Annotated in this window: 17 protein-coding genes and 1 pseudogene; 12 read left to right on the top strand and 6 right to left on the bottom strand. The window is 44.8% G+C overall.

Annotated elements, in window-relative coordinates; genetic code table 11:
• The first annotated feature begins 4 nt into the window (after positions 1 to 4).
• From JN178_RS04370 to JN178_RS04395, 7 genes and pseudogenes are all read left to right on the top strand, one after another.
• On the top strand, positions 5 to 2,209 hold the full coding sequence (locus tag JN178_RS04370; RefSeq protein ID WP_202264026.1) for a heparinase II/III domain-containing protein: 2,205 nt from the start codon (positions 5 to 7) through the stop codon (positions 2,207 to 2,209).
• A gap of 18 nt (positions 2,210 to 2,227) precedes the next feature.
• Complete coding sequence (locus JN178_RS04375; protein ID WP_202264027.1) at positions 2,228 to 2,572, top strand: cupin domain-containing protein; 345 nt, start codon at positions 2,228 to 2,230, stop codon at positions 2,570 to 2,572.
• A gap of 2 nt (positions 2,573 to 2,574) precedes the next feature.
• Entirely contained in the window at positions 2,575 to 3,870 is a 1,296-nt protein-coding gene (locus JN178_RS04380; protein WP_202264028.1) for an MFS transporter, read from the top strand.
• Between the two features lie 72 nt (positions 3,871 to 3,942).
• Entirely contained in the window at positions 3,943 to 4,887 is a 945-nt protein-coding gene (locus JN178_RS04385) for a sugar kinase (protein ID WP_202264029.1), read from the top strand.
• A 65-nt stretch (positions 4,888 to 4,952) separates the two neighbouring features.
• Complete coding sequence (eda, locus tag JN178_RS04390) at positions 4,953 to 5,570, top strand: bifunctional 4-hydroxy-2-oxoglutarate aldolase/2-dehydro-3-deoxy-phosphogluconate aldolase (protein ID WP_202264030.1); 618 nt, start codon at positions 4,953 to 4,955, stop codon at positions 5,568 to 5,570.
• A 463-nt stretch (positions 5,571 to 6,033) separates the two neighbouring features.
• Positions 6,034 to 6,165 (top strand): annotated as a pseudogene (locus JN178_RS20305) (winged helix-turn-helix domain-containing protein); the annotation flags it as partial.
• 15 nt (positions 6,166 to 6,180) lie between these two features.
• Positions 6,181 to 6,759 carry a FadR/GntR family transcriptional regulator gene (locus JN178_RS04395; RefSeq protein WP_442859754.1) on the top strand — a complete coding sequence of 193 codons (579 nt, stop codon included), beginning with the start codon at positions 6,181 to 6,183 and terminating at the stop codon, positions 6,757 to 6,759.
• 11 nt (positions 6,760 to 6,770) lie between these two features.
• Here JN178_RS04395 and JN178_RS04400 read toward each other — a convergent pair whose 3' ends face one another.
• Both JN178_RS04400 and JN178_RS04405 read right to left on the bottom strand, forming a co-directional pair.
• The gene (locus tag JN178_RS04400) at positions 6,771 to 8,204 is read right to left on the bottom strand and encodes a polysaccharide lyase family 7 protein (RefSeq protein WP_202264032.1); all 1,434 of its coding nucleotides are present in this window, start codon (positions 8,202 to 8,204) and stop codon (positions 6,771 to 6,773) included.
• 68 nt (positions 8,205 to 8,272) lie between these two features.
• Positions 8,273 to 11,377, bottom strand: a complete 3,105-nt coding sequence (locus tag JN178_RS04405; RefSeq protein WP_202264033.1) for a TonB-dependent receptor — start codon at positions 11,375 to 11,377, stop codon at positions 8,273 to 8,275.
• Between the two features lie 477 nt (positions 11,378 to 11,854).
• Between JN178_RS04405 and JN178_RS04410 the strand changes: the two genes are divergently transcribed.
• Positions 11,855 to 14,374 carry a poly(beta-D-mannuronate) lyase gene (locus JN178_RS04410; protein ID WP_202264034.1) on the top strand — a complete coding sequence of 840 codons (2,520 nt, stop codon included), beginning with the start codon at positions 11,855 to 11,857 and terminating at the stop codon, positions 14,372 to 14,374.
• A gap of 142 nt (positions 14,375 to 14,516) precedes the next feature.
• Here the strand turns inward: JN178_RS04410 and JN178_RS04415 are convergent, their stop codons facing one another.
• From JN178_RS04415 to mutS, 4 genes are all read right to left on the bottom strand, one after another.
• The gene (locus JN178_RS04415) at positions 14,517 to 15,530 is read right to left on the bottom strand and encodes a polysaccharide lyase family 7 protein (RefSeq protein ID WP_442859694.1); all 1,014 of its coding nucleotides are present in this window, start codon (positions 15,528 to 15,530) and stop codon (positions 14,517 to 14,519) included.
• A 287-nt stretch (positions 15,531 to 15,817) separates the two neighbouring features.
• Positions 15,818 to 17,110 carry a phosphopyruvate hydratase gene (eno, locus tag JN178_RS04420; RefSeq protein ID WP_202264036.1) on the bottom strand — a complete coding sequence of 431 codons (1,293 nt, stop codon included), beginning with the start codon at positions 17,108 to 17,110 and terminating at the stop codon, positions 15,818 to 15,820.
• A 58-nt stretch (positions 17,111 to 17,168) separates the two neighbouring features.
• Positions 17,169 to 18,800, bottom strand: a complete 1,632-nt coding sequence (locus JN178_RS04425) for a CTP synthase (protein WP_202264037.1) — start codon at positions 18,798 to 18,800, stop codon at positions 17,169 to 17,171.
• Positions 18,801 to 18,945: 145 nt separating this feature from the next.
• Complete coding sequence (mutS, locus tag JN178_RS04430) at positions 18,946 to 21,534, bottom strand: DNA mismatch repair protein MutS (RefSeq protein WP_202265904.1); 2,589 nt, start codon at positions 21,532 to 21,534, stop codon at positions 18,946 to 18,948.
• 189 nt (positions 21,535 to 21,723) lie between these two features.
• Here mutS and JN178_RS04435 point away from each other — a divergent pair, with 189 nt between their 5' ends.
• The 4 genes from JN178_RS04435 (at position 21,724) to JN178_RS04450 (ending at position 25,698) form a co-directional block, all read left to right on the top strand.
• On the top strand, positions 21,724 to 22,263 hold the full coding sequence (locus JN178_RS04435) for a CinA family protein (protein ID WP_202264038.1): 540 nt from the start codon (positions 21,724 to 21,726) through the stop codon (positions 22,261 to 22,263).
• Between the two features lie 118 nt (positions 22,264 to 22,381).
• Positions 22,382 to 23,428: a recombinase RecA gene (gene recA / locus JN178_RS04440; protein WP_202264039.1), complete on the top strand. Its 1,047-nt coding sequence runs from the start codon at positions 22,382 to 22,384 to the stop codon at positions 23,426 to 23,428.
• A gap of 283 nt (positions 23,429 to 23,711) precedes the next feature.
• Entirely contained in the window at positions 23,712 to 24,518 is an 807-nt protein-coding gene (locus JN178_RS04445) for an ATP-binding cassette domain-containing protein (RefSeq protein ID WP_202264040.1), read from the top strand.
• The gene (locus tag JN178_RS04450) at positions 24,502 to 25,698 is read left to right on the top strand and encodes an ABC transporter permease (protein ID WP_159623749.1); all 1,197 of its coding nucleotides are present in this window, start codon (positions 24,502 to 24,504) and stop codon (positions 25,696 to 25,698) included. The genes JN178_RS04445 and JN178_RS04450 overlap by 17 nt, the downstream gene beginning before the upstream one ends.
• Positions 25,699 to 25,783 lie beyond the last annotated feature (85 nt).

The raw sequence follows: 25,783 nt of genomic DNA on the forward strand, positions 1-25,783 counted from the left end.
GGCAATGATTAAAAACCTCTGTTCCCTACAACAAAAATCTGCGCTGTTGCTTTTCGTTTTTTGTTCGCTTTCTTTTTCTTCATTTGCCGCGCACCCGAACTTGGTGATAACCAAAGAAAGCGTCACCAAAATGCGTGAGGCGGCAAGCCAAGAAGGTCGCTTTCAAGACGCGTATTTGCGTGTTAAGGAAGATGTGGACGCGCATTTGTCTTTGCCCAACGTAGTGCCGGTGCCAAAAGATGGCGGTGGTGGCTATACACATGAACGCCATAAGAAAAACTATCAGCTAATGTACAACGCTGGCGTGGTGTATCAAATCAGCAATAATCCTCAATATGCTCATTATGTTAAGCAGCTGCTGTTAGATTATGCCGCACTTTACCCTACCTTGGGACTACATCCGCAGCGTAAAGTGAACGCGCAAAACCCAGGTAAGTTTTTCTGGCAAAGCTTGAATGAAGCTGTTTGGTTGGTCAATACCATTCAAGCCTATGACTTAGTGTATGAAGCGCTTACGGACGCTGAGCGAAAAACAATTGAAAATCAGCTACTACGTCCCGTTGCACTGTTCATGTCTGAAGGTCAGCCATCAACGTTTAACAAGGTCCACAACCATGGAACTTGGGCAACGGCGGGTGTCGGAATGGCGGGCTATGTCTTGAATGAACCTGAGTGGGTGGAAAAGGCGCTATATGATTTAGAAAAGTCAGGTAAAGGCGGTTTCCTACGACAGCTTGATACGCTTTTCTCTCCGCAAGGCTATTACAATGAAGGCCCCTATTATCAGCGATATGCGCTGATGCCGTTTGTTACCTTTGCTAAGGCCATTGAAAACAATGAGCCAGAACGAAAGATTTTCGACTATCGCGATGGTGTATTACTCAAGGCGGTGGATACCACAATACAGCTGAGCTACAACGGTTTGTTCTTTCCAATCAATGACGCTATCAAAAGCAAGGGCATTGATACGATTGAATTAGTTTACGGTGTTGCCGTTGCCTATGACCAAACACAAGACTCAGGTTTGCTTGATATTGCACAGCAACAAGGGCGCATAGTACTCACTGGCGAAGGTGTTGAAATTGCAAAGGCCCTCGACGCTAACAAAGCGACACCCTATAAGTTTACGTCGATGGCACTCGGTGATGGCAAAGACGGTGACGAAGGTGCACTGGTTATCATGCGAACTGATAAAGCGCTCGGCGAAGCGGTGCTGTTCAAGCCGGCTGCTCAAGGGCTTGGGCATGGTCACTTTGACAAGCTCACTTGGCAACTGTATGACCAAGGCAACGAAATCATTACTGACTACGGTGCCGCTCGATTTTTAAATGTAGAAGCCAAATACGGCGGTCGTTATTTGCCAGAAAATACCACTTATGCAAAACAAACAGTTGCCCACAATACAGTGGTTGTCGATGAACGAAGTCATTTCGATACCAATTTAACCAAGGCCAACGCCAATGCGCCAACGCTACACTTCTTTGAAACCACGGAAGCTGGCTCAGTTGCACGCGCAACAATAGATTCTGCATATGAGGGAGTTGTACTTGATAGAACGCTAGCGTTATTAGCACTACCTGGCTTGAAAAAACACCTTGTTATTGACGTATTTGATGTGACCAGCGACACGCCGCATACCTACGACTTACCGCTACATTACAATGGGCATCTGATTGATACGAACTTTAGTTTTAAAGCTAATACCCAAACGCTTCAGGCATTAGGCAAAAAAAATGGCTACCAACATCTGTGGCTTAAAGCAGAAGGTAAGCCGCAGCAAGATTCAGCGAGAGTAACGTGGCTAAATGAAAACGGTCGATTTTACTCCCAGCACAGCGTTGCCCAAGGAAAAGAAACGTTTCTTTTTGCTCAACTTGGCGCCGGCGACCCCAATTTCAATTTGCGAAACGAATATAGCGTTATCCGACGTGCTACGGGGAGTGCTCATCATCGATTTTTATCAGTGCTTGAGCCGCATGGTGAATATAACCCAAGTAAAGAATATACATTGGGTGCGGTAAGTGCGATTACTTCACTAAAACCTATTGAGCATATGTCCCTTGTGCTACTCGAATTAGTAATAAATCAACAGCACTTTTTAATTGCAATTAACAATACAAAAGACGTTCAAAACCCAGAACCTGTTTCTTTTGATTTCAACAATAACCCTTACACGCTTTCAAGCCGCTTCGCTGTATATGCGCTGTAATTTTTTAGGATTTGAGTTATGAATAAGCAAAGCGAACACTTTTTATTTGGCAACGAGACTGAGATTGAAGACTTAGGTAATGGCTTAAAGCGGCAGATGCTAGGATTTAATCACGAGCTTATGGCCGTTAAAGTCTTCTTTGACAAAGGTGCAGAGGGTTATACCCATGCCCATCGACATTCTCAGGTCACTTACGTGGAAGAGGGAGAGTTTCATTTTAGCATTGGTGGTGAAATGAAAATTTTAAGAAAAGGGGATAGTTGCCTTATCCCTCCACACGTTGAACACGGTGCAATATGCCCAACAGGCGGCATACTGATAGATACGTTTAGCCCGGCTCGCGAAGATTTTGTGGGAGAATAATAATGAAAATTAATGGCTTGCGATGGTGGGTGATTGCCCTCATTGCACTGGCAACCATCATCAATTACATCGATAGGCAAGCGCTAAGCGTACTTTGGCCAGACATTGTTGAAGACCTATTTCCTGATGAATCTGCGTTAGAACGCAAACAAATTTATGCCAATATTTCTATTGTTTTTGTTTTTGCCTATGCCTTTGGGCAAGCCATCTTCGGCAAAATCTTTGACTGGATAGGCACCCGCATCGGGTTTGTACTATCAATCGGTGTATGGTCACTGGCGACGGTTTTGCACGCTTTTGCACAAGGCTTTCTAAGCTTTGCGATTTTCCGCGCCATTCTTGGTGTCGCTGAAGCGGGAAATTGGCCTGGGGCGGCAAAAGGTAATGCAGAATGGTTTCCCACCAAAGAACGCGCCCTTGCACAAGGTATTTTTAACTCTGGTGCTGCCATTGGTGGCATTATTGCCATTCCTACCATTGCGATGATGACCGTTTACTTTAGTTGGCAACTTATTTTTATTGTTGTGGGGTCGTTGGGTTTTTTATGGCTAGTGCCTTGGATGATTTTAGTTAAAGCACCTCCAGGCTCTCATCCTTGGATCACCGAAGAGGAAAAGCAGTACATTTTAACAGGGCAACGCACTGAGTCCGCTGAGAGCAGTGCTCATTGCGATAATGAATATAACCCTTCTACTAAAGAACTGCTTAGCAAGAAGCAAAGTTGGGGGGTTATTATCGCATCTGCCGCAATAGACCCTATTTGGTGGCTGTTCGTGTTTTGGATCCCGATTTATCTTAACGAAGTTTACGGCATGGATGTGAAATCGATCGGTCTTTACGGTTGGGTTCCCTATGTAGGCGCCATGCTTGGTGCATGGTTTGGCGGCTTACTTGCGCAAAACCGCATTAAAGCCGGCTGGAATACAGATAAAACCCGTAAGCTCGTCATCACGTTGGGCTGTGTCATTATGCTTCCTGCCTTACTAGCAATGGCTAATCCTGGTTCAGCGATTACAGCCGTGCTTATTATGGCCGTCATTCTATTTGGTTTTCAAACAGCAATTGGCAACGTACAAACGTTACCCAGCGACTTATTGGGCAAGAAATCAGTGGGTACATTGTCGGGGTTCTCGGGGATGGCTGCAAAGTTAGGTGCGGTAGGGTTAACTTCTCTAGTGCCCATGTTAACTGCCGATGGCAACTACACCCCTGCCTTCATTATAGGTGCATCACTTGCCATCATTGCCGTTGCTGCTGTGTGGCTACTTATCCCGAAAGTTGAACCGTTGAAACAATAGTTTAGTCAGCATTGGGCATCGCCATGATGCCCTAAAAGCATGTTCGACGTTTTTTATAAACAAGGCGTAACAATGAAGAAAATTAGCTTTATGGGTGAGTGCATGGTCGAGCTTCGCACGGACGAATGCTCAGCGACTTCCTTGCATCAGTCATTTGCAGGCGATGTGTATAATTCGGCGGTGTATTTGAAGCGCTGCTTTGACGACGTATCTGTCGGCTTTGTTACCGTCACTGGCGACGATACTTTTAGTCATAGGATGCGACAGGGGTTTGAATCAGAGAGTATTGATACGTCAAGGGTGTTTACTCATCCGACGCGTGCTACAGGGCTATATTTAATCGATACCGATGATGACGGTGAGCGCAGTTTTACCTATTGGCGCTCTGAATCTGCGGCGAAAACCATCGTTTCATTTTTAAGTGATGACGTGCTCAATAGCCTCGCAAGCAATGATATGTTCATGTTTTCTGGTATTTCTATCGCCATAATTCCGTCGGATGAGCGTGAGCCCTTTTTCAACTTCATTGAAGCGTTAAAAAACAAAGGCGTAAAACTGGTATTCGATCCGAATTACCGGGCACGTCTTTGGGCGTCTCGCGCTGATGCCAAAAGGAATTTTGAACAGGCGCTGTCGCTAAGTGATATTGCGTTGGTGGGTGTCGATGACATGGGCGAACTATATGGTCTTGCGTCTTCTGATGATGTGATGAAGCTTTGTCAATCCCATGGCGTTGATGAGGTAGTCATTAAAAATGGCCCTTCATCTGTGCTGACGTCTTTAGGTGGGAAATATGAAGAACACACTATCACGCCAGTTTCGAATGTCGTAGATACCACCTCTGCGGGCGATGCCTTCAATGGTGTTTATCTAGGTGGACGTTTACAAAATCTGCCAATTTCACATTGCGTATCAATGGCAGCAAAGGCAGCTGGCACTGTCATTCAGCATCGCGGTGCGATTATTCCCAAAGGGATTGTTGAAGCGTCGTTGGCAGACGCGCATGAGAGTGCATAGCTGTCAGCAAGCTATACGAAAACAAACAGGTTAGAGCCTACAATTATCTTATTGAGAGATCACTTATGACACACTTTTCTGAACTAATGTCGGGCCAAACCCTGTTACCCATAATACAGGCAGATTCACCTGAGCAAGGCGTTAACATTGCTAAAGCAATGTCAAAAGCGGGCCTTAAGCTTGTGGAGGTTGTTTTGCGAACCGAAGCATCCCTTGAAGCATTAAGCGCAATCAAGACTGAGGTTCCTTCACTCATTGTCGGAGCCGGTACGGTAATAAACGAAGAAATTCTGGCGGCTGCACTAGAAGTGGGTAGCGACTTTATTGTAACGCCTGCCGTATCGGCGTCATTACTAGGTGCTCTTAAGTCTTGTCAGGTACCTGTCTTGCCTGGCGTATCTAATACCGCCGATATTCTAATGACACTGGAAGCTGGCTTTACTGAGCAAAAATTGTTTCCTGCTTCACTTTCTGGCGGTGCGCCATTTTTGCGCGCTGTGTCTTCTGTTTTTCGCAGTGTCACTTTTTGCCCAACTGGTGGCGTTAACCAGTCAAACAAGATGGACTATCTTTCCTTGCCAAATGTGTTTGCCGTTGGTGGAACCTGGGTAGCGCAAAAAGAATGGGTAAATGAAGGCAACTGGGATGCAATTACGCAGTCTTGCTTAGAGGCCAACGCGTAGAGGAAATTACTAAAGCATTTTACTTTGTGTTGCAGCCCTTCGACGCAGATTACCCTATTTCTAGGGCTGTTTCACAACTTGACATGCCTCTTGTGCAGAATGAATCATGTACAGTAAAGGTTAGCAGGCACTAGATACTAACCTTTTTGTATTACCAAATAGATCGCTTCGTTTCTGTATTCACGTTTTTTGTGGTGTATTTTTGTTCATGCTACTACACTGGTAAAGAAATTAAGTGTATGAATTTAATATTGAAAATTAGTTTGTGTTGCGCTTTGTTAGCATAAATTGAAATATTACCAATTGAGTGTATATTGTCGGTATATATTGGTAATAGTGTTATTCTAGATTGGCTTCGTTCAATGTCTCCAAACATTGTTCTGGTTTACGATGAACACACGTGCTTCGTGTGAAATACACAGCTCTAAAAACAAAAAAGGTTTTGAACATGAAAAGTCGTCGAATGTTCTGGCAAATTGCAGAAAAAATTAAGGCGTTGATTGCCTCTGGTTTGTACCCACCTGGTACGCGTTTGCCCGCAGAACGCGAACTTGCAGAAACCTTTGACGTTAGCCGTCCAACAATACGCGAGGCTATTATTGCGCTTGAAGTGCTTCAGCATGTAGAGGTAAAGACAGGTTCAGGTGTTTATGTTCTTGATAAAGCCAACGATCAAGAAGAGACGACTACAGAGCAAATTAGTGCATTTGAGCTCACTCAAGCCCGTGCACTTGTTGAAGGTGAAGCTGCAGCATTGGCAGCGTTGTCTATTACGGATGAAGAACTTGAAGCGTTAGAAAAAACGCTTGATGCCATGAGAACGGGTATTAACGCTGAAGAAGCCGACCGTGATTTTCATATCATTATTTCTAAGGCCACGCGAAACAAAGCCATTTTGCTTGCGGTAAACAAATTTTGGGCGCTGAGAGATTCACAGCCCCAAATTATTCAAGCTTACAGTAGTGTGTGTAGCCAGTCTGACCAAGATAGGTTGGAAGAACACAATCAAATTTTTCAGAGTTTAAAAGCGCGAAATTCACAGGCAGCAAGAGCGGCAATGCACGCGCATTTTAACCGCCTTATTGATGCATTGTTTGCTGCAAGTGAGGCACAGGCACTTGAAGAAGTAAGAAAGAAAAGTAGCCAAACTAGAGATCTTTATTCGTTAAGCCACCTAAGAACGAGTTAAATCGTGTTTTGTTAGCGTGGTTGGTAGCCTTCATGCTCGTTGTTTATTGTATAAAAGCTAGCGACTGCGCTCTCTCCCTCTTCAGCTGAATTGTTCACATGATAAACGCCGACCTTAAAATATAAATATTGGTCTTCTTCATTGTAACCACTGTTTTCCATATTCACAGAGCGTGTGACGTCAGATTTTCCGTCTCTTGATATGGTTACATTGAGTGTATTGCCCTGTGTATCAATGGTATAAGAGAAGCGCTCATTTAGGGCTATGCCGTCTGTCGGATTTGGCGCGTTGCTGTCTCTTGAACCAATCATTTCTATCCAAATCTCTTCTTTATCTGTCCCGTCAGAAACGTTGGCGCGTCGTTCATGTGCGAAGTATATAGAGCCAAGGTTATTATTGGGAAGCTTGCGATAGTATAGACGTACAGGTTCATCGTCGTTGGCATGTATCTGACCAATAATAACGCGTCCTATTTGGTAATTTTCGCCAGTCGTGGTGACTTGATTAACTGACATGGAAACGTGTAATCGACCGTCTACGCCGCCCGACTTGTCTTGATTCGACTGTGTTGCAGAGGAGAGTACCCAATTGTTCTTATTGACGCCCTGCGTGCTTATATCAGTGTTTCCACGTCTTAGCATCTCTCGCAGTTCAACACGCACATAGTTTGTATTTGTAGATGTTTTGAAGCCAACTGTTGGCGAACGCATAACCAGTGCGCCATCTTTGCTTACGTAGAAGTATTCAGAATGCGTGAAGCCATTGGCCAGTCTGCTCTCACTGATATTGTCGGCGGTACCAGAATCATCGTCGTCAGTCGGTATGCTGAGATACCAGTCTTGTAAATCTATGCCGATTGAGTCGGTGGTAGTTGATGATATCTCGCCATCACCTTCAGAGCAGTTGAATACATCTACTTCAACAATGGCGTTATCACTATTTACGCTATTACCAAAGCCGGTTATACGAACAAAGCGCGCCGTGATTGGTGTGGGCAATGCAAAGAGTTCGAACCCAGCAAGTTGGGTGTTAGAGTCTACATTAGATAGCTGGGAATGCCAGGAATCCCCGTCTAATGACGTTTCTACTGAAAACCGATAAGCACGCGATTCGCTTTGATACCACTTAATTTGCAACGAACCCACTTGTTGTTCGCTTTTCAGCTGAAGTGTTAGTGCGTTGCCTGTACCTGTCGACTGCCAGCGCGACGTGCTCGTTGTGTCATTGTCCACAGCATTTGATGGGGTAAAGCGAGTATCGTCATTTAGACCCGTTGCGCTAACCTCTTCAATAGGCTGGTTGATACAGCTGACGCTGTTATCTTGAGGTGATGTACTTGGCTGTGAAGGAACATCGCTTGGTGTTTGTACTGATGTCGAAGATGAAGACGAGCCACAACCATTTAATAAAATACATGCAGATAAAAGTGCAACGAAACGAGCCATAGCCTTTCCTTACCCAATTCAACAAAAAAATGGGCCCTAGGGCCCAAATACTCACAGCGAAACTAACACTAGTAACGGAATTGCACGCCCGCGAACACTCTTGGACCATACACATTAATTTCAGCAAAATTGTCTTGTGTGGGGCGGTACTGGCGTCTTGGCTCGTCAAATATATTGATAGCCTCTAGGCTGAATTTCCAGTTTCTGTTCAAGCGATAAGAAACACGTGCCTCGAATACTTCTGTATCGCCAATGAAGCGAATAGCGCCAGGAGTATTGACGAACTGTTGGAAGTAGTTGCTTCTGTACTTGTAGTTCAATGAAGCACTGAGGTCTTCCCATTGGTAGTAAAGCTGTGTAGAGAGCACGTGCTCGGAAAAACCAAAGAGGTTAGCTGGCGCTACAATACCCGTACGCGAGATAAGGTCTCCAGTGCTTGGGTCAATAACAGTAGAGTCGCCAAAATTCTCATCTTCGAATTCAAAATTTGAATCTGCATAGTTGTAGCTTAGCTTAATACCGAAACCACTCAGCCAGTTATCTAAGTACGAGAATGAATGGGTTGCAGTGATCTCGGCTCCATAAATGGTGCTGGTGTCATCACTGGTTTGTGGTGCTGTTACAATCGTTTCTAATTCTTCACCATCAACTTCAAATATCTCTGTTTGAGAGGTATTCGAGAAGCCGCCTTCAAAGCTCTTGTAATATAAGCCAAGCGCAAGAATGGTATCTTCATTAGGGTACCACTCTATTGCAGTATCTACATTCCAAGATAAAAACGGTTCTAATACTGGGTTACCTACCGCGACAGCACGTGCCAATGCATCTGAAATCTCGCCAGTATCACTGTCTTCGTCGAGACCCAAGAAGTTGCGACCAAAGCCTAAGTCCGAAGGATCTGGACGAGACAATCCGCGATAGAGTGCACCACGAAACATGACATCGTCTGAAATATCAACAATAAGGTTAAAGCTTGGTAAAAACTCTGTGTAATCACCACCACCTTCTACTTGAATGAGTTCATCGGTAATGGGAGCGATACCCGTTATCAAGCCATTTTCATCTCGTGTAGCTCTTAGTGGGCCGCGATAGGACAATGATGATACTTCTGTTCTTACAACGCGAAGGCCAAAATTACCTCTTACGCCATAGTCCTTGATAAAGGTGTCATAGTCGGCTTGTAAGTAGGCAGCGATAGTTTTTTCTTCAACGTCAACGGCGGCAATATCTTGTCGGTCAGACTCGTCTACGGTAGGAAATGCGTTGGCAATTGTCAGCGCTTCACCTGCATCGTTGGTTACCGTGCCAAGCAAGGTTTCAGCCAAACAAATAGGGTCAAATGTCGCAAACGAATTGCCGGTACCCGCACTTATGATATTACCATTGCTATCAACATTGGTGAAAAGTGGTGAGCCACCAGTTTCATCGTCTAGGAAGCCTGACTCAGGAAACGCGTCATTGCGGCAGGCCTGATTTGCCATTGCCGCTGCTTCATCACTAAAGGTTACTTGTGTTCTGTTATTAGTGCCGCTACCACCAGGGACGCTGTCATACTCAAGCTTTGAGAGTCTAACGCCACCCTTAATACCTATTATAAACTCTGAGTCAGGAATGTAATCAAAATCGGCGCGTACGGCAGAGATGGTATTGTTTCTAAACTGATTGAGATCTAAGCGTGTTCTGGCCTCATCGGCAAAAGCACCATGATAATTAACGTCAAAATTTTGCAGTGTCCATGTGGGCACTAATGAGCCGTTCGCAAAAATTTGTGCTGCCGTTCTTACTTCGCCATTACCGTCTGCTCCCTCAACATCGTTACCGTAGATATCGACGTCTTCCGATTGCAGTCTGGTTTGTATTATATTTTCTCGGCGTTCTGTTTCAGAGATAGACAGGTCAAGAGAGACGCTGAGTCTGTCATTAACCGTGTAATCGAAGCGAAGACCACCGCCACTATAATCTTCAATTCTTTCGGCAAATTGACTATTGGTTTCTATGTTTTGTGTCGCAGTGAACTGCCTAAGCGCACCATTCGAGGTGGCGACTAGGTCGAAAGGTAACCTATCTGACAACGGCGTAGCAAACCCATCTATGTGGTTTACCTCAGCAAAGACAAGGTCGTTTCTAATCTCACTAAATTCCCTATTCGAAAGCTGAAGGTCCGCATTTATTTCAAGTCGTTTGTTGGGGCGCCACTGTATTGCACCAAAAAACGATTCTCTATCATCGTCGGTTGTATTTTGCCTAAAAGAGTTCTGTGAACGGGAGAAAACAAAAGGTGTTGAGGCATCAGGCGCTTCACCCGAGCCATCTGTGATAAGGTTTAATGCACCGCCATTATCTTCACAGTCTGTGCGGCTACTATTTATGCCATCGCCAAATGCTGGGGAGACTCTACACGCCTCCCAACTCGTACCCGTACGCGCTTCTTGCTCTGGATTTGTGGTTAGGTTTTTTTGATAGCCAATAGAGATACCGATGTCACCAAATTTATCGGTCTCAAACTGATCAACAAAGCTTGTTGTAATCCGCTGACCAAAGTCACGACTTGGATCTTCTAGATCGGTATTGTCAGGATTCCAGTTTCCTTTGTATTCAAATTGGAAGCGACGTTTGCCGAAATCGAGGGGCTTGATTGTGTCCAAGTGAATTTGACCAGAAACACCGCCTTCAATGAGTTCTGCAGACTGAGTTTTATAGATTGCTACTTTGTTAAATAGCTCTGATGGAAACTGAGAAAAGTTAACTGAGCGGTCACCACTGCCGTTAGCTGCTTCGCGACCGTTCATCACTGTACTTCCTAAATACGGACCCAGGCCTCGAATAGAGATTTCTGTTGCACCACCTTGCTCGCGGTGTGAAGACGCACCAGTAAGTGTCTCTAGCGCCTCACCGATTGATAGTGCGGGGAGATCGCCTATATCGTCTGCGGAAATACCGTCAACTATTTCTGTTGATTCTCGCTTAATCGAGATGGAGCTCTGAATAGTGCCTCGAATACCTTTAACTTCGATAATTTCTGTTGTTTCTTCATCGGCAACCTCTGTTTCTTGTGCCGAAATTGGGGCGCTGACAAGTAGACCTGCAGAGCACGCAGCATAAACCAGAGCTGGGCTAAAGTATTTGGCGCGAATGGCGTGTACGAACGGATTTGGTTTTCTCTGATTTATCATCGTGGCTTCCATAATGCTGTGTATTTAGTTTTGTAGGGTTTTCAGCAATTCATCTAGTTATTCAAGCTAACCAAAAATTATCGCTGTTATTACCAATTTCTTGCATAATGTAAAACCAATGCTAAGGGTTTGTTTACGTATTGGCAACAAATTTACAAGAAAATAATTTAAATTGTCATTATTTCGTAGATCTATGAGACAGATTTTCAAAAAACATAGACTGTGCTGACGTCTGTTTTTATGGGGTTAATATTATTAAAATCAGTGTGTTGGTGGTATTTCTGCTAAGTGCTTAACTTTGGGTGTGTCAAAAAAATGTTATCAGTTTGTTTTTGTGGTGGTAATAATTAATTCTTTGTGTTTACATACCAATAACTATTTTGGTTGTATATATTGGTAAGGTTGATTTGCTCTATTGGTAAGTTTTTGGGCGGTTGGGTTTATCAGCATCAAAGAAAATAAGCAGCGAGAGTAATAATGAAAAAAGTAAGTATTATAACGCTTAGCGCCTTGAGCCTAGGGCTTGCAGGGTGCGGTAGTGATGGTGGCGCTACAAACCAACCAGGTGCCTTATCTCTTTCTGGAACGGCCAAGGAAGGGGAAACGCTAACCGCGTCAGTCAGTGACCCTGATGGTATTGATCAAGACACAGTGATGTTTACTTGGTTTGCTGACGGCACGCAGATAGCAGATGCAACAGATGCTTCTTACACGCTTACGGTAAATGAAGCCGGTACACGTATTCGCGTAGCAGTTACGTACGTTGATTTGGGCAATACGCGCGAAGGCTTTACTACTGAAGAAACGGATGTGGTTGAAGCGTTACCTGTTAATTTTGAGGGTGTTATAACCATTTCAGGTTCTACAACGGTTGGACAAACGTTAACAGCGGACATTACAGACGATAACGGTTTGTCTGGCACCGTAACTTACAGTTGGGCTTCAGACGGTGTTGTTATCGAAGGAGCAGTATCTAATTCGCTTGAGCTTATTGAGGCTTACGAAGGAACTGTTATTACGGCTATGGCTTCATATGTTGATGATAGTGGATTTGACGAATCAATTACCTCTGAGCCCACTGAAGCTATTGCACCTGTACCGGCTGACAATGAAACTGGCTCGCTTGACGACCCTATTACCGGTGAGCTTACGGTAGGTGCCACGCTTACTGCACCTACCCCTGTTGATGCCAATGGCGTTTCAGGTGAAATTAGTTACCAGTGGCAATCGCGTAACGTTGGCGAAGATTTATCTGCAGCGGTCAATATCGATGGTGCAACAGAAGCAACATTAGTAGTAACAGACGCTGACTCAGGTAAAATACTATCAGTTAACGTATCTTATACCGATGATGCAAACTATGAAGAAAACCTGTCGAAAAGTGCAGATGACCAAATATTCACTTTTTATGTGCAAGGTGAAGTGTCGCTTACTGCAGCGCTAGCTAACGCACAAGAAGGCGATTCAATCGGTATCGCGGATGTGTTAAATACGAGTGATACTGCAGATGATTATGAAGATATGGCTGAGCTTTCTATCGCTCAAAACAATCTACTTATTAAACGTGTAGCTGAGACTAACGCGGTTATTTCAGGCACTACGTGTATTGCCTTTAATTCGTCAGTTAGCGGTGTGGTTTTGGATGGTCTTGTGTTCGAAGAGCTAGTGATCCCCGTTGCAGGAAGCTGCGGCGAAGGCCGCGGTTCCATTGATCTAAACGGTTCTGGCAATGTTATTAAGAACTCTAGCTTTTTGAGCGACTCAGGTGCAACACGCCCTAACCTCGGCTCAAGTGATGAATCCCATTACATTACGGTCAGCGGCACTGACAACATCATCGAGCGCAATCTATTTACCGGCAAAAGCGTCAATGAAGCCGAGGAAGGTTCAGCAATCAGTATGTTTCTAGGTGTTGGCGATTCGCCGAACACGCTTGGTGACCATCAAAGAAACATTGTTCAATACAATCTATTTAAAGACTTCCTTCCTACTACCATTGATGGCGATGGCGAGTTTGACACAGATTCAGGCAGTCACGCTGTGCAGGTGGGACGCTCAGGTAGCGGTGACGGCGCAGGCCGTGGAGAACATATTGTTCGGTATAATCGCTTTGATCGCGTATTGATGGATCGTGGATTGATCATTGTTCAAGGCGGTGGAAATAGTATTCATGCCAACACAATTGTAAATTCTTGGGGTAATGTCGAGTTGCGAAATGGATACGGCAATACCGTATCGCAAAACATTATCATCTCAAGCGGCGAGCCGTATACGGCAACTGTTGGTGGCGTAGAAGGTACAAATAACAAAGACGGTGGTATTGCGTTTACACCGCTTGGTCATACTATTACCGACAATTTTGTAGCGAACGTTATTACTAACTCGTCAGATAGAGCGGCATTGCATATCGATTCTGATTACATCGACAGTGGTAACTCTTCAACACAAACGCTGATAGACGCTGGCCTTGATTTAAATACTGTGATAGCACGTAACACGATATTAAATACGACTAATGCCATTCAGTTCGAGGATGACTCTTCTCGCGACGGCGCAGAAAACTGTACTAATTTAGATTATACATTGGATTTTGACAGTAACCTTATTGCTAACCAAAGTGCTGGCAACAATATCTTCGGTACGGCTTCAGGTGCTGGCGCGACTGCGATAAAACAAGATGAATATCCATCTCATGGCTGTGCGCTAGATAATGCTTCAGACTATGACAACAACCATATTTATGCACAAACGATTGCAGACTTAACGCCTATTATGCCAAAACGCGACAATACTGCGTTGGTCGATGGGGTAGACGGCAACGTACTTGCTGATGGTACCGAAGATGGTGCAACGCTGAGTGCGCCAACGGCGAATAATCTTGTCGAAGGCACAGGTAATGATGCTGGCATTGGTGCGTCACTTGACAGTCTTATCTTCATTGAAGAGACGATGGTGGGTCCATACTCAACATGGGAAGCACCCGCAGAAGGCAACTAGCCTCATAATTAGCAAACACCATAACCTAGTGTGGTAGCAGACGTTAATGACTACCGCACATAACAAAAAGCCCCCATAATTGAATGTTCAGTTATGGGGGCTTTTTTGCAGTGAGGTATTAATACTGCTGTGCGTTAAGCACCTAGTCGGTAACCGGTGTACTTTCACCTACACTTAACTGGGTGAACGTCACGCGCGTATAATCGCCATTTGCCATATCGGTTTCCCAGTCACCCGTTCCCAAACAGGCAGGATACCAAAATGCTGGGTCGTCTTTAGTACTGCATTGATTGTAAGCACCGGCTTTGAAATAGTTCCAATCGAGTGTATATCCATAAGGATGATCTAACTTGTCTAGTTGCCCATTTGCATCTACCGCGTTAGCAAGGTTAATTTTATAGTCTACAGGCTCATGGTTCGCGGACTCAAAACGCAGATGCATAATGTCACCATGCACATTCACCGTGTAGCTAAATGTTTCGTCTAACTTTATTCCTTGCTCACCGGGGTCAGAACTGTCTGTCCATATATGCCCCCAAACGGGGTAAGCAATATCTTTTCGGTTGGGATCGTTCTTTGCTAAATTTCGCTCGTATGTCCAAAACACAGAACCAGTCTCGTGGTCAGGCCATTTTTTATAATAAATTTTAAGTGGTTCGTTGCCCCAGCCAAACCCTTTTACTTGTTTTTTCCATTTTGTTGCATGAATTTGGCCGACAACTACCGAATATGCTGGAGGCTTTTCAGGATATGTGGCGCGCTTTGCAACGTGATTTACCTGCAATGTAGCCTGCATTTTACCGCCCACGCGGCCAAACCGTCTTGCAATAGGGTTGCTGGCGACAGTAAAGCTATTCTCAGCTGACTGGGTTTTTATCTTTTTATTGCTGCCACGCAGCATATGCCTAAGTTCGCTTCGTGTATTAGTGGAGTTTTTGGTGGTTAATGCTTTGTTAGGGCTGGTAAACACCATCGCGCCATTGTCGTCGAGATAAAAAAACGAAGGATGAGAAAAGGTTTGTAGACGTTCAACAGATATATTGTCTGCTTTCCCATCATTGTTGTCGTCGGTAGGGAGAGTGAGATACCACTCACTTAAATCAAATTTTTGTGCGGGTAGCGTCACTTGCTCTGCGTGTAGCATTTTACCGCCCATAAGCGCAGTAGACAGCAACAGCCAATACTTCTTGTTTGGCAACATCATGTTCATAGATAAGCCTTCTTATTAGGTTGGCGTAAGTAGTGTAGGGCAAAAGCCGTAACTATATTACCAATTTAATTTTGGCTTTACCAATGCATGTTAATTGGTTTGTTTGTGTGTTCGGTTTTGGTTGTTTTTGGTAACCATTTAAGAGAGAGAGGGGATAATGAGGATAAAAAAATGCCAGTCAACGTTGTCGACTGGCATTGCTTGTTTCGGCTTATGTGCGAGCTAAGGCAGTATTACTGACCTTTGATTTCGCTACGACCTTTATAGGTAGCTGCATCGCCAAGCGCTTCTTCAATGCGAAGTAGCTGGTTGTACTTAGCAACACGATCAGAACGGCATAGTGAACCCGTTTTGATTTGGCCTGCTGCTGTACCTACAGCAAGGTCTGCAATTGTGGCATCTTCAGTTTCACCAGAGCGGTGAGAGATAACCGCAGTAAAGCCTGCGTCTTTTGCCATCTTAATTGCGTTAAGCGTTTCTGTTAGTGAACCGATTTGGTTGAACTTGATAAGGATTGAGTTACCAATGCCGTTATCAATACCGCGCTTAAGAATTTTAGTGTTAGTTACAAACAAGTCGTCACCAACAAGCTGTACTTTGTCACCAATCTTCTTAGTTAGACTTGCCCAGCCGTCCCAGTCGCTTTCATCTAGGCCGTCTTCAATTGACACAATAGGGTACTGTGAAGAAAGGTCAGCAAGATAGTCGCCAAACGCTTCTGAATCGAAGCTCTTGTCTTCGCCAGAAAGTACGTATTTACCTTCTTTGTAGAATTCAGACGCCGCACAGTCTAGAGCAAGCGTGATGTCTTCATTCATTTTATAGCCAGCATTTTCAACTGCTTCTACGATTACTGCTAGCGCTTCAGCGTTAGAGCTAAGGTTAGGCGCAAAACCACCTTCGTCGCCAACTGCCGTGTTAAGGCCTTTAGCAGAAAGTACTTTCTTAAGGGCGTGGAAGATTTCTGCACCCATACGTAGTGCTTCTTTAAAGCTCTTCGCGCCAACTGGCTGTACCATGAACTCTTGAATGTCTACGTTGTTGTCAGCGTGCTCACCACCGTTGATGATGTTCATCATAGGTACTGGCATTGAGTATTGACCAGATGTACCGTTTAGGTCTGCAATGTGCTCGTAAAGGGCTACGCCTTTTTCAGCGGCCGCTGCTTTTGCTACTGCAAGTGACACAGCAAGAATAGCGTTTGCACCCAATGTTTCTTTGTTCTCTGTGCCATCAAGGTCAATCATGATGCCGTCGATGTCAGATTGTGCTAGTGCATCTTTGCCGATAAGTGCTGGCGCGATGGTATCGTTAACTGCTGCAACTGCCTTTGTTACGCCTTTACCTAGGTAACGAGACTTGTCGCCGTCGCGTAGTTCTAGTGCTTCGCGGCTACCAGTAGAGGCACCAGAAGGTGCTGCAGCACGGCCCATAACGCCAGACTCAAGATATACATCTGCTTCTACTGTTGGATTACCACGAGAATCTAAGATCTCGCGTCCGATAATGCGACTAATTTTCGCCATGTTTTTTCCTCAACAATTGATTGGGGCGCAACGGGAGAGAGCGCCCCTTTATTAGAAATTAGTGATTTTCTTTCTGGTATTTGCCAGCCGCAGCTACAAAACCAGTAAATAATGGGTGTCCATCCCGAGGGGTTGAAGTGAACTCAGGGTGGAATTGGCCCGCAATGAACCATGGATGATCAGGGATTTCGACAACTTCTACAAGTCGCTTATCAGTGGACAAACCACTTACTTTTAAACCCGCAGCTTCAATTTGGTCACGTAAATTGTTATTGACTTCGTAACGATGGCGGTGACGTTCGTAAATTTCAGCACTGCCATACATTTCGTGTACTTTGGTGCCTTCAATAAGGTGACAAAGTTGACTGCCTAGGCGCATTGTGCCGCCAAGGTCTGACTTTTCCGTACGGGTTTCGGTAGTACCTGCCGCGTCCAGCCATTCTGTAATAAGGCCAACTACTGGGTATGGTGTTTCAGCATCAAACTCAGTACTGTTCGCGTTTTCCATGCCTGCAACGTTACGCGCATACTCAATTAGAGCAACCTGCATACCCAGGCAAATACCAAGGTAGGGTACTTTGTTTTCGCGCGCATAACGTGCAGCGGCAATTTTGCCTTCTATGCCGCGTTCACCAAAGCCACCCGGTACTAGAATGGCATCCAGTTTTTCTAAAATCTGAGTACCTTTGCTTTCTACATCTTGTGAATCTACATAGTGGATGTTCACAGTCAGACGGTTTTTAAGGCCTGCGTGCTTCAGCGCTTCGTTAACTGACTTATAGGCGTCTGGTAACTCAACATATTTACCTACCATACCGATGTTTACTTCGGCTGTTGGGTTAGACTCTGCATACAGCACTTGTTCCCATTCAGATAGGTCTGCTTCTTTACAGTCAAGACCAAAGCGGTCTACCACTAGCTGATCCATACCTTGTGCTTTAAGCGCCGCTGGAATGCGGTAGATGCTGTCTACGTCTTTCAGTGAAATAACGGCCTTGTCAGCAACATTAGTGAAAAGTGCAATTTTAGAACGCTCGCTGGCTGGCAACGCGCCCACTGAGCGACATACTAAAATGTCTGGCTGAATACCAATTGAGCGAAGCTCTTTTACAGAGTGCTGAGTAGGCTTAGTTTTTACTTCACCTGATGCAGGCATATAAGGCACTAACGTTAAGTGCATAAACATCGCACGTTCGCGGCCTACTTCAGTACCTAGCTGACGAATAGCTTCTAAGAACGGTTGTGATTCGATATCACCTACCGTACCGCCTACCTCTACAATAGCCACATCATGACCTTCAGCACCTTCAATTACGCGGCGCTTAATTTCATTAGTAATGTGAGGAATAACCTGAATAGTTGCACCAAGGTAATCACCTCGACGTTCACGCTTCAATACTTCTTCATATACGCGACCGGTAGTGAAGTTGTTGCGTTTAGTCATGCGGGTGCGAATAAAACGCTCGTAGTGACCAAGATCAAGGTCGGTCTCAGCGCCGTCATCAGTAACAAATACTTCACCATGCTGAATAGGGCTCATAGTGCCTGGGTCGACGTTGATGTATGGGTCGAGTTTTAACATGGTTACGGTGAGACCGCGAGCTTCAAGAATTGCGGCCAACGATGCTGCAGCAATACCTTTACCTAGCGATGAAACTACACCACCTGTGACGAAAATATAATTTGTCATGCGAAACCTAGAACGTTTGGGTTGTATGGTAAATATAGGCTGAGTTTAGAACAAAACCAGCTACACTTTGGACGGGGCGATAGTATACGCAAAATCATGTGGGCAGACAATCAATTTGCCCACATGATGCACAATTTGTATGCGCTTAGGATTGGCTTAAGCGTTTTAATGTGTAGATAAGATCAAGAGCTTGGCGAGGTGATAGTTCATCCGGCGCTAAGTTCTCTAGGGCTTCTATAACTGGATGTGGTTTATCAGGGAACAGCATTTCTGCTTGACCGACGACAGTTTGACCGACGACAGTAGCCCCCTTGGATTTAGCAGAGGTACTCTTACCATGTTTTTTCGCCTCATCGCTACTCATTATGTGCGACGACTCAAGAATAGCGAGTTTTTGCTGCGCTGCTTTTATTACAGGTTTAGGTACCCCGGCTAATTGTGCAACTTGTAAACCAAAGCTCTTACTGGCCGCGCCTTCTGATACCGTGTGCATAAAGCGAATGGTATCTTCGTGCTCTATGGCATCAAGATGCACGTTTACCACGCCGGGTTGCGAATCTGGTAATTCAGTAAGTTCGAAATAGTGCGTAGCAAATAGCGTGTATGCGTTTAGCTGCTTCGCGAGATAACTGGCACACGCCCACGCCAATGATAAGCCATCGTACGTACTGGTTCCGCGGCCAATCTCATCCATTAATACTAGTGAGTGCTCTGTGGCATTATTTAAGATATTCGCGGTTTCTGTCATTTCCACCATAAAGGTTGAACGTCCAGACGCCAAATCGTCAGAGGCGCCAATGCGGGTGAAAATACGGTCTATCTTTCCAATATGCGCATTTTCAGCGGGCACAAAACTGCCGATACAGGCCAGTAATGCAATGAGCGCCGTTTGACGCATGTACGTTGATTTACCGCCCATATTAGGGCCGGTGATAACTAGCATTCGTCGTGTGTCGTTAAGCACAAGCGGGTTAGCAATGAACGGGTCCTTCATGACGTTTTCGACAACAGGATGACGACCTGCATCATAAGTTAGCGCGCATTCGTGACTTAACTGCGGACGGTGCCAGTCAAGCGAGAGCGCACGCTCTGCAAAACAACATAGCACATCAAGTTTTGCCAACGCCGATGCAGTTTCAATCAGGTTATTAAGATAAGGTGCGAAGTTATCAAACAACGCCTCGTAAAGCTGCTTTTCAAGTGCAAGTGCTGCGCCTTGGCTGCTAAGTACCTTGTCTTCGTGCTCTTTTAACTCGGGCGTAATGTAGCGCTCGGTATTTTTTAAGGTTTGTCTGCGAATATACTCTGCTGGCGCTAAGGCACTATTTGCTCGGCTTATTTCAATGAAGAAACCGTGCACTTTATTGTAGCCCACTTTAAGGGTGGAAATTCCTGTGCGCTCGCGTTCGCGCTGCTCCATAGCATCTAAGTAGTCGGTCGCACCTTGCGAGAGTTTGCGTAACTCATCAAGTTCAGCGTTGTACCCTTCAGCAATGACGCCACCATCGCGGATGACTACGGGTGGGTTGTCGATGATGGCTTCGTTCAATAACGCCTGAAGTTCAGGATAAGTGCCAATGGTTTCGCTGATGCTTTTTACTTGCCCTGTCTCGAAACGGCCAAGGGCATCTTGCAAATCAGGTAGCGCGTTAAACGCGTTTTTCAAACGCGCAAAATCTCGAGGTCGAGCAGAGCGAAGCGCCAAACGCGCCATAATACGTTCTATGTCACCGATATGTTTCAGGGCACCGCGAATGTCTTCTGGGTCATCGTTAATAAAGGTCTCTACTGCATCCAAGCGGCTATGAAGTTCATGCTGGTCAGTAAGCGGTGAATGGATTATGCGCTGTAACATACGGCTACCCATAGCCGTAGTGGTGGTGTCCATAACGCTAAATAAGGTGTTTTCCTGACCCCCAGATAAATTGTGAGTAAGCTCTAGGTTTCTACGTGTGGCGGCGTCAAGCTGTACTCGGCTGTCTTGCTGCTCGGTTTGAATACGGCGAATGTGCGGTAACGCCGTACGCTGGGTATCTTTTACATATTGTAAAACACAGCCTGCGGCACCTAAGCCTTTAGTGACTCCTTTGATACCAAAACCGTCGAGGGTCTTTGTTTCAAACTGCGCATTTAGCTGCTCGTTAGCCGTGTCTATATCAAATTCCCACTCTGGGCGACGGCGAAGCCCTTTGCGGTTTTCAATAAGCGCTAGGCTCTCAAACCCTTCAGGATAGAGCAACTCGGCGGGATTTACTCGCTGGATTTCGGCAAGAAGTCCTTCATCGCTGTCGCTTTCGAAAATCACAAAGCGTCCGCTGGTAACATCAAGGGTAGCAAGGCCGTAGTGCATGCTGTGGCCGCACACCGCCGCTAGAATATTATCGCGACGTTCTTCTAATAGTGCTTCATCGGTGACTGTGCCAGGCGTGACAATACGTTGAACGGCGCGCTCAACAGGGCCCTTACTGGTTGCTGGGTCGCCTACTTGCTCACAAATAGCAACAGATTCGCCCATTTTAACAAGTCGAGATAAGTAACTTTCAACCGCGTGATAGGGCACACCCGCCATAGGAATAGGCTCACCGCCTGACTTACCTCGAGCGGTTAAAGAAATATCCAACAGCTCGGCAGCTTTTTTGGCATCGTCATAAAACAACTCGTAAAAGTCACCCATGCGATAAAACAATAAAATATTCGGATGCTGCGCCTTAATAGTAAGGTATTGGCGCATCATGGGAGTATGTGATTCCAAAAAAAGCCTCTGTAATTTTGTTGCTGGGTTTAATGCCTGTTGAAGGGAATAAATGATAAACTCACGGCCATTAAGATCAAGCACGGATCTTATAAAGCACATGCTTATAAAGAACAACCTTGCAAAGCGCAAACTTATAAAAGCACAACAGGTGTAATCAGGTATAACGTTATGAATTCGACATTTTCAACTGAATCTAATGCAAACGCTAGCCCTTTACAGCTTGATAGCGCATTAACTGCACAAGTATTGGCGCTAGGCGACGTGTTAAGGGAAAAAAAGTGGACGGTCTCTACAGCAGAGTCGTGCACAGGGGGCGGGGTTGCCTTTGCGTTTACAAGCGTTGCTGGCAGTTCAGATTGGTTTAATCAGTCGTGGGTGACCTATTCTAATGAAGCAAAGCAGCGCGAGCTTGGCGTCACTTTGCAAACACTTGAGCAATATGGTGCGGTATCAGAGCAAACCGTAAAAGAAATGGCGCTAGGCGTGTGTGGTAAAAGTGGTGCACAGCTAGCGGTAACGGTTAGCGGAATAGCCGGGCCGGGGGGCGGTAGTGATGAAAAGCCGGTAGGCACCGTTTGGTTTGGCTTTGTTTGCGGTGATAGCACAGCACAGATAAAGCAGGTGTTTAGTGGCGATCGTGACCAGGTGCGAAGTGCGGCAATTTCCTTTGCCATAACCCATTTGATAAAAATGTTGAGTGAAAAATAAAAACACTGGTTGAAACTGTATGCTTGTACAGTATAGAATGCACATATCATTTGGTAGTGTTATTGATAACAACGCTACTTAATACAGAATTTAACCGCTAATCCTAGAGGATAATGACGTGGACGATAATAAATCAAAAGCTTTAACCGCCGCAGTTGGCCAAATTGAAAAGCAATTTGGTAAAGGTGCAATCATGCGCTTGGGCGACAACCAAGCCATGGATATTGAAGCTATTTCAACAGGCTCACTTACCATCGATATTGCATTGGGTATAGGCGGTTTGCCATGTGGTCGTGTTGTAGAAATTTATGGTCCAGAGTCATCAGGTAAAACAACGCTAACTCTTCAGGTTATCGCTGAAGCACAGAAGAAAGGCAAAACTTGTGCGTTCGTTGATGCCGAGCATGCGCTTGACCCTGTGTATGCCGAAAAACTTGGCGTAAACATTGATGAGCTGCTTGTATCTCAGCCTGATACGGGTGAGCAAGCGCTAGAAATTTGCGACATGCTAGTACGCTCAGGCGCGGTAGATGTGGTTATTGTTGACTCGGTAGCGGCACTTACACCGAAAGCAGAAATTGAAGGCGACATGGGTGATTCTCACGTTGGTCTTCAGGCACGTCTTATGTCGCAAGCACTGCGTAAGCTAACGGCAAACATTAAACGTTCAAACACACTATGTATCTTCATCAACCAAATTCGTATGAAGATTGGTGTTATGTTTGGTAACCCAGAAACCACCACTGGTGGTAACGCGCTTAAATTCTACTCGTCTGTTCGTCTAGATATCCGCCGTATTGGTGCGGTTAAAGAAGGCGACGAGGTAGTGGGTAACGAAACTCGCGTTAAGGTTGTGAAGAACAAAGTCGCGCCTCCGTTTAAACAAGCAGAATTTATGATCCGTTACGGCGAAGGTATCAGTAAAGAAGCTGAACTTATCGACCTAGGCGTTAAGCAAAAGTTAGTTGATAAAGCGGGCGCATGGTATAGCTACAAGGGCGATCGCATTGGTCAGGGTAAAGCGAACGTAATGAAGTTCCTTAAAGAGAACCCTGAAATTGCCAACGAAATTGAAACTAAGATTCGTCAGGAATTATTACTTTCTAAGACGATGAAAGCAGAAGAAGCAATTCCTCAGCAAGAAGATGATGTGTTGCCAGAATAACAAGTAGCGCTCATATAATTAAGAAGCCCACCGTTTAGGTGGGTTTTTTTATGTGTACGATTTTGTGGAAATCAATTGCGAGCACAACATATTTGTTAACACTTCTTTTTCTTTAGAAGCTTGTGCAATCAAAAAAAAGTAGGGATGCTGTAATAAAAATAAAATTGCAAAGACTACCTAAGCAATGTTTAAGCAAAGTTCTCACTGACTTAGTGGGCATATTGCTTGTTCTATCAATAAATAACGAAAAAGCTAAAAATTAGGTTTAAAAGAGGGAAGGGAAATGATTGAAATATCAGGTCTCGCAAAGCGTTTTGAGGTAGAAAACCCCAAAAAGCTAAGTGAGCAAGAGAAGAAGGATCCGCGATTAAAGGGGCGCTATTTTCAGTCTGTAAGAGACGTTTCTTTTACATGTGAAAAAGGCCAAGTGCTTGGGCTTTTAGGGCCTAACGGAGCGGGTAAAACAACAACACTTCGTATGCTATCGACCGCGCTTAAGCCAGACAGCGGTAAAGTGTTAATTGGTGGTGAAGACGTGTTAGCTAACCCTAATATTGCTCGCAAGAAAATTGGTTTCTTGTCAAGCTCTACCGGTTTGTACGGGCGCTTGAGTGGCCGTGAAAATATTAGCTACTTTGGCGAACTGCACGGTATCTCAAAAGACGTGATAAACGCGCGTATTGAAGAGATGGCGGACTTACTTGATATGCAAAGCTTCTTAGATAGACGCGCGGAAAACTTCTCGTCTGGTATGAAGCAAAAAGTGTCTATTGCTCGTGCCGTCATTCACGAGCCTGCACTGGTAGTACTTGATGAGCCTACTACGGGTTTGGATATCATGGCAACCAGCACGGTAATGGAGTTTATTCAGCGTCTAAAAGATAAAGGCACGCCAGTTATTTTCTCTACTCACCACCTTGACGAAGTACAAGCCCTTTGTGACAAAGTCACCGTTATTAACCAAGGTGAAACGGTATTTAACGACACTTTATCAGCCTTTAGTGACTTGTCTGGTGGACAGATGCACAAGAGCTTCTTAAAAACACTATCTATGGATACTGAGGAGATGAGCAATGTGGTTAATCTTTAAGAAGGAATTTAAAGAGCTCTTGCGCGATAAAAAAACCATTATCTTTATGATTGGTCTTCCGCTCTTGTTGTTTCCAGCAATTTTTGGTGTGGCGTTCTTCTTTATGAGCTCAGCCGCCGACAAAGCTGAAAATAAAGTGCTGAAATATGCCATTGTTGGTGAAGCTTATGCCCCTGCTATTGTACAGTCGTTCAATGATGCTTCAGACAAGTTTGAATCAGTATCCATTGGAAATGAAACAGACTATGCGAAGCTTATCAAAAACGAGACGTTAGACTTTGTGTTAGTGATTCCAGAGACGTTTAACAGTGACGTTCTTCAATCAGGACAGCATAAAATACAGCTGTATTTGAATGATGCTGGGCTCAATAAGGTGATGGGACGTGTATCAGACATTGTTGATGAATTCTCTGATGCTTACCAACAAACAGCATTTTCTCAGTTGGGTCTTAACGAAACGCAACAAACAGCTTTGCTCAAGCCCATTGAAATTGAAAAGCAAAATGTTGCTGATGATCGAGAAGTATGGGGCGAGCGCTTAGGCGGCATGTTACCGTACTTTATCTTTATCTTATGCTTGCAAGGGGCAATGGCGCCAGCAGCAGATTTAGGTGCAGGTGAAAAGGAGCGAGGCACGCTTGAAACCCTTCTTATTTCTCCTATGGATCGTCATAAACTGGTACTGGGTAAGTTTATTACCATTGCCACTGCAGGGATTATTACGGCGCTTATTACAGTGTCGTCCATGGCCTTATGGGGGCTGGTGCTGTCCCAAGGTATGGCTGTAGAGTTTGTCGTAAAAATCATGTCGATGATTGGTCTTGTGGACTTTTTACTTATTTTCTTGATGCTTGTACCTGTTGTGGCAGTGTTTGCTGCGGTTTTATTATCGCTATCAATCTATGCGCGCTCGTTCAAAGAAGCACAAAGCTACATGGGCTCATTAATTATGGTGGTAATCTTCCCAGTAATTATTGCCATGATGCCTGGCGTAGAGCTGAAAGGCGGATGGGTTTGGGTGCCATTAACTAACGTTGCATTAGCAATGAAGGAATTGTTTAAAGGCACAATGGACTACTTTGCGTTGTTTGGTATTTTTACCTCAACAGCGGTGATTGCGGCGGGTCTAATAATGTTCTGTATTCACTGGTTCAACAAAGAGAAAGTACTATTTAGATAATGTTTATTGTTTGACTATGACGTTGAACACATTAATGCGATAAATAAAAAACCGTTTTGTGCTAGTACTAAACGGTTTTTTTATT

Origin of the sequence: Alteromonas sp. KC3 (genome assembly GCF_016756315.1) — a bacterium.
Classification (GTDB): Bacteria; Pseudomonadota; Gammaproteobacteria; order Enterobacterales; family Alteromonadaceae; genus Alteromonas.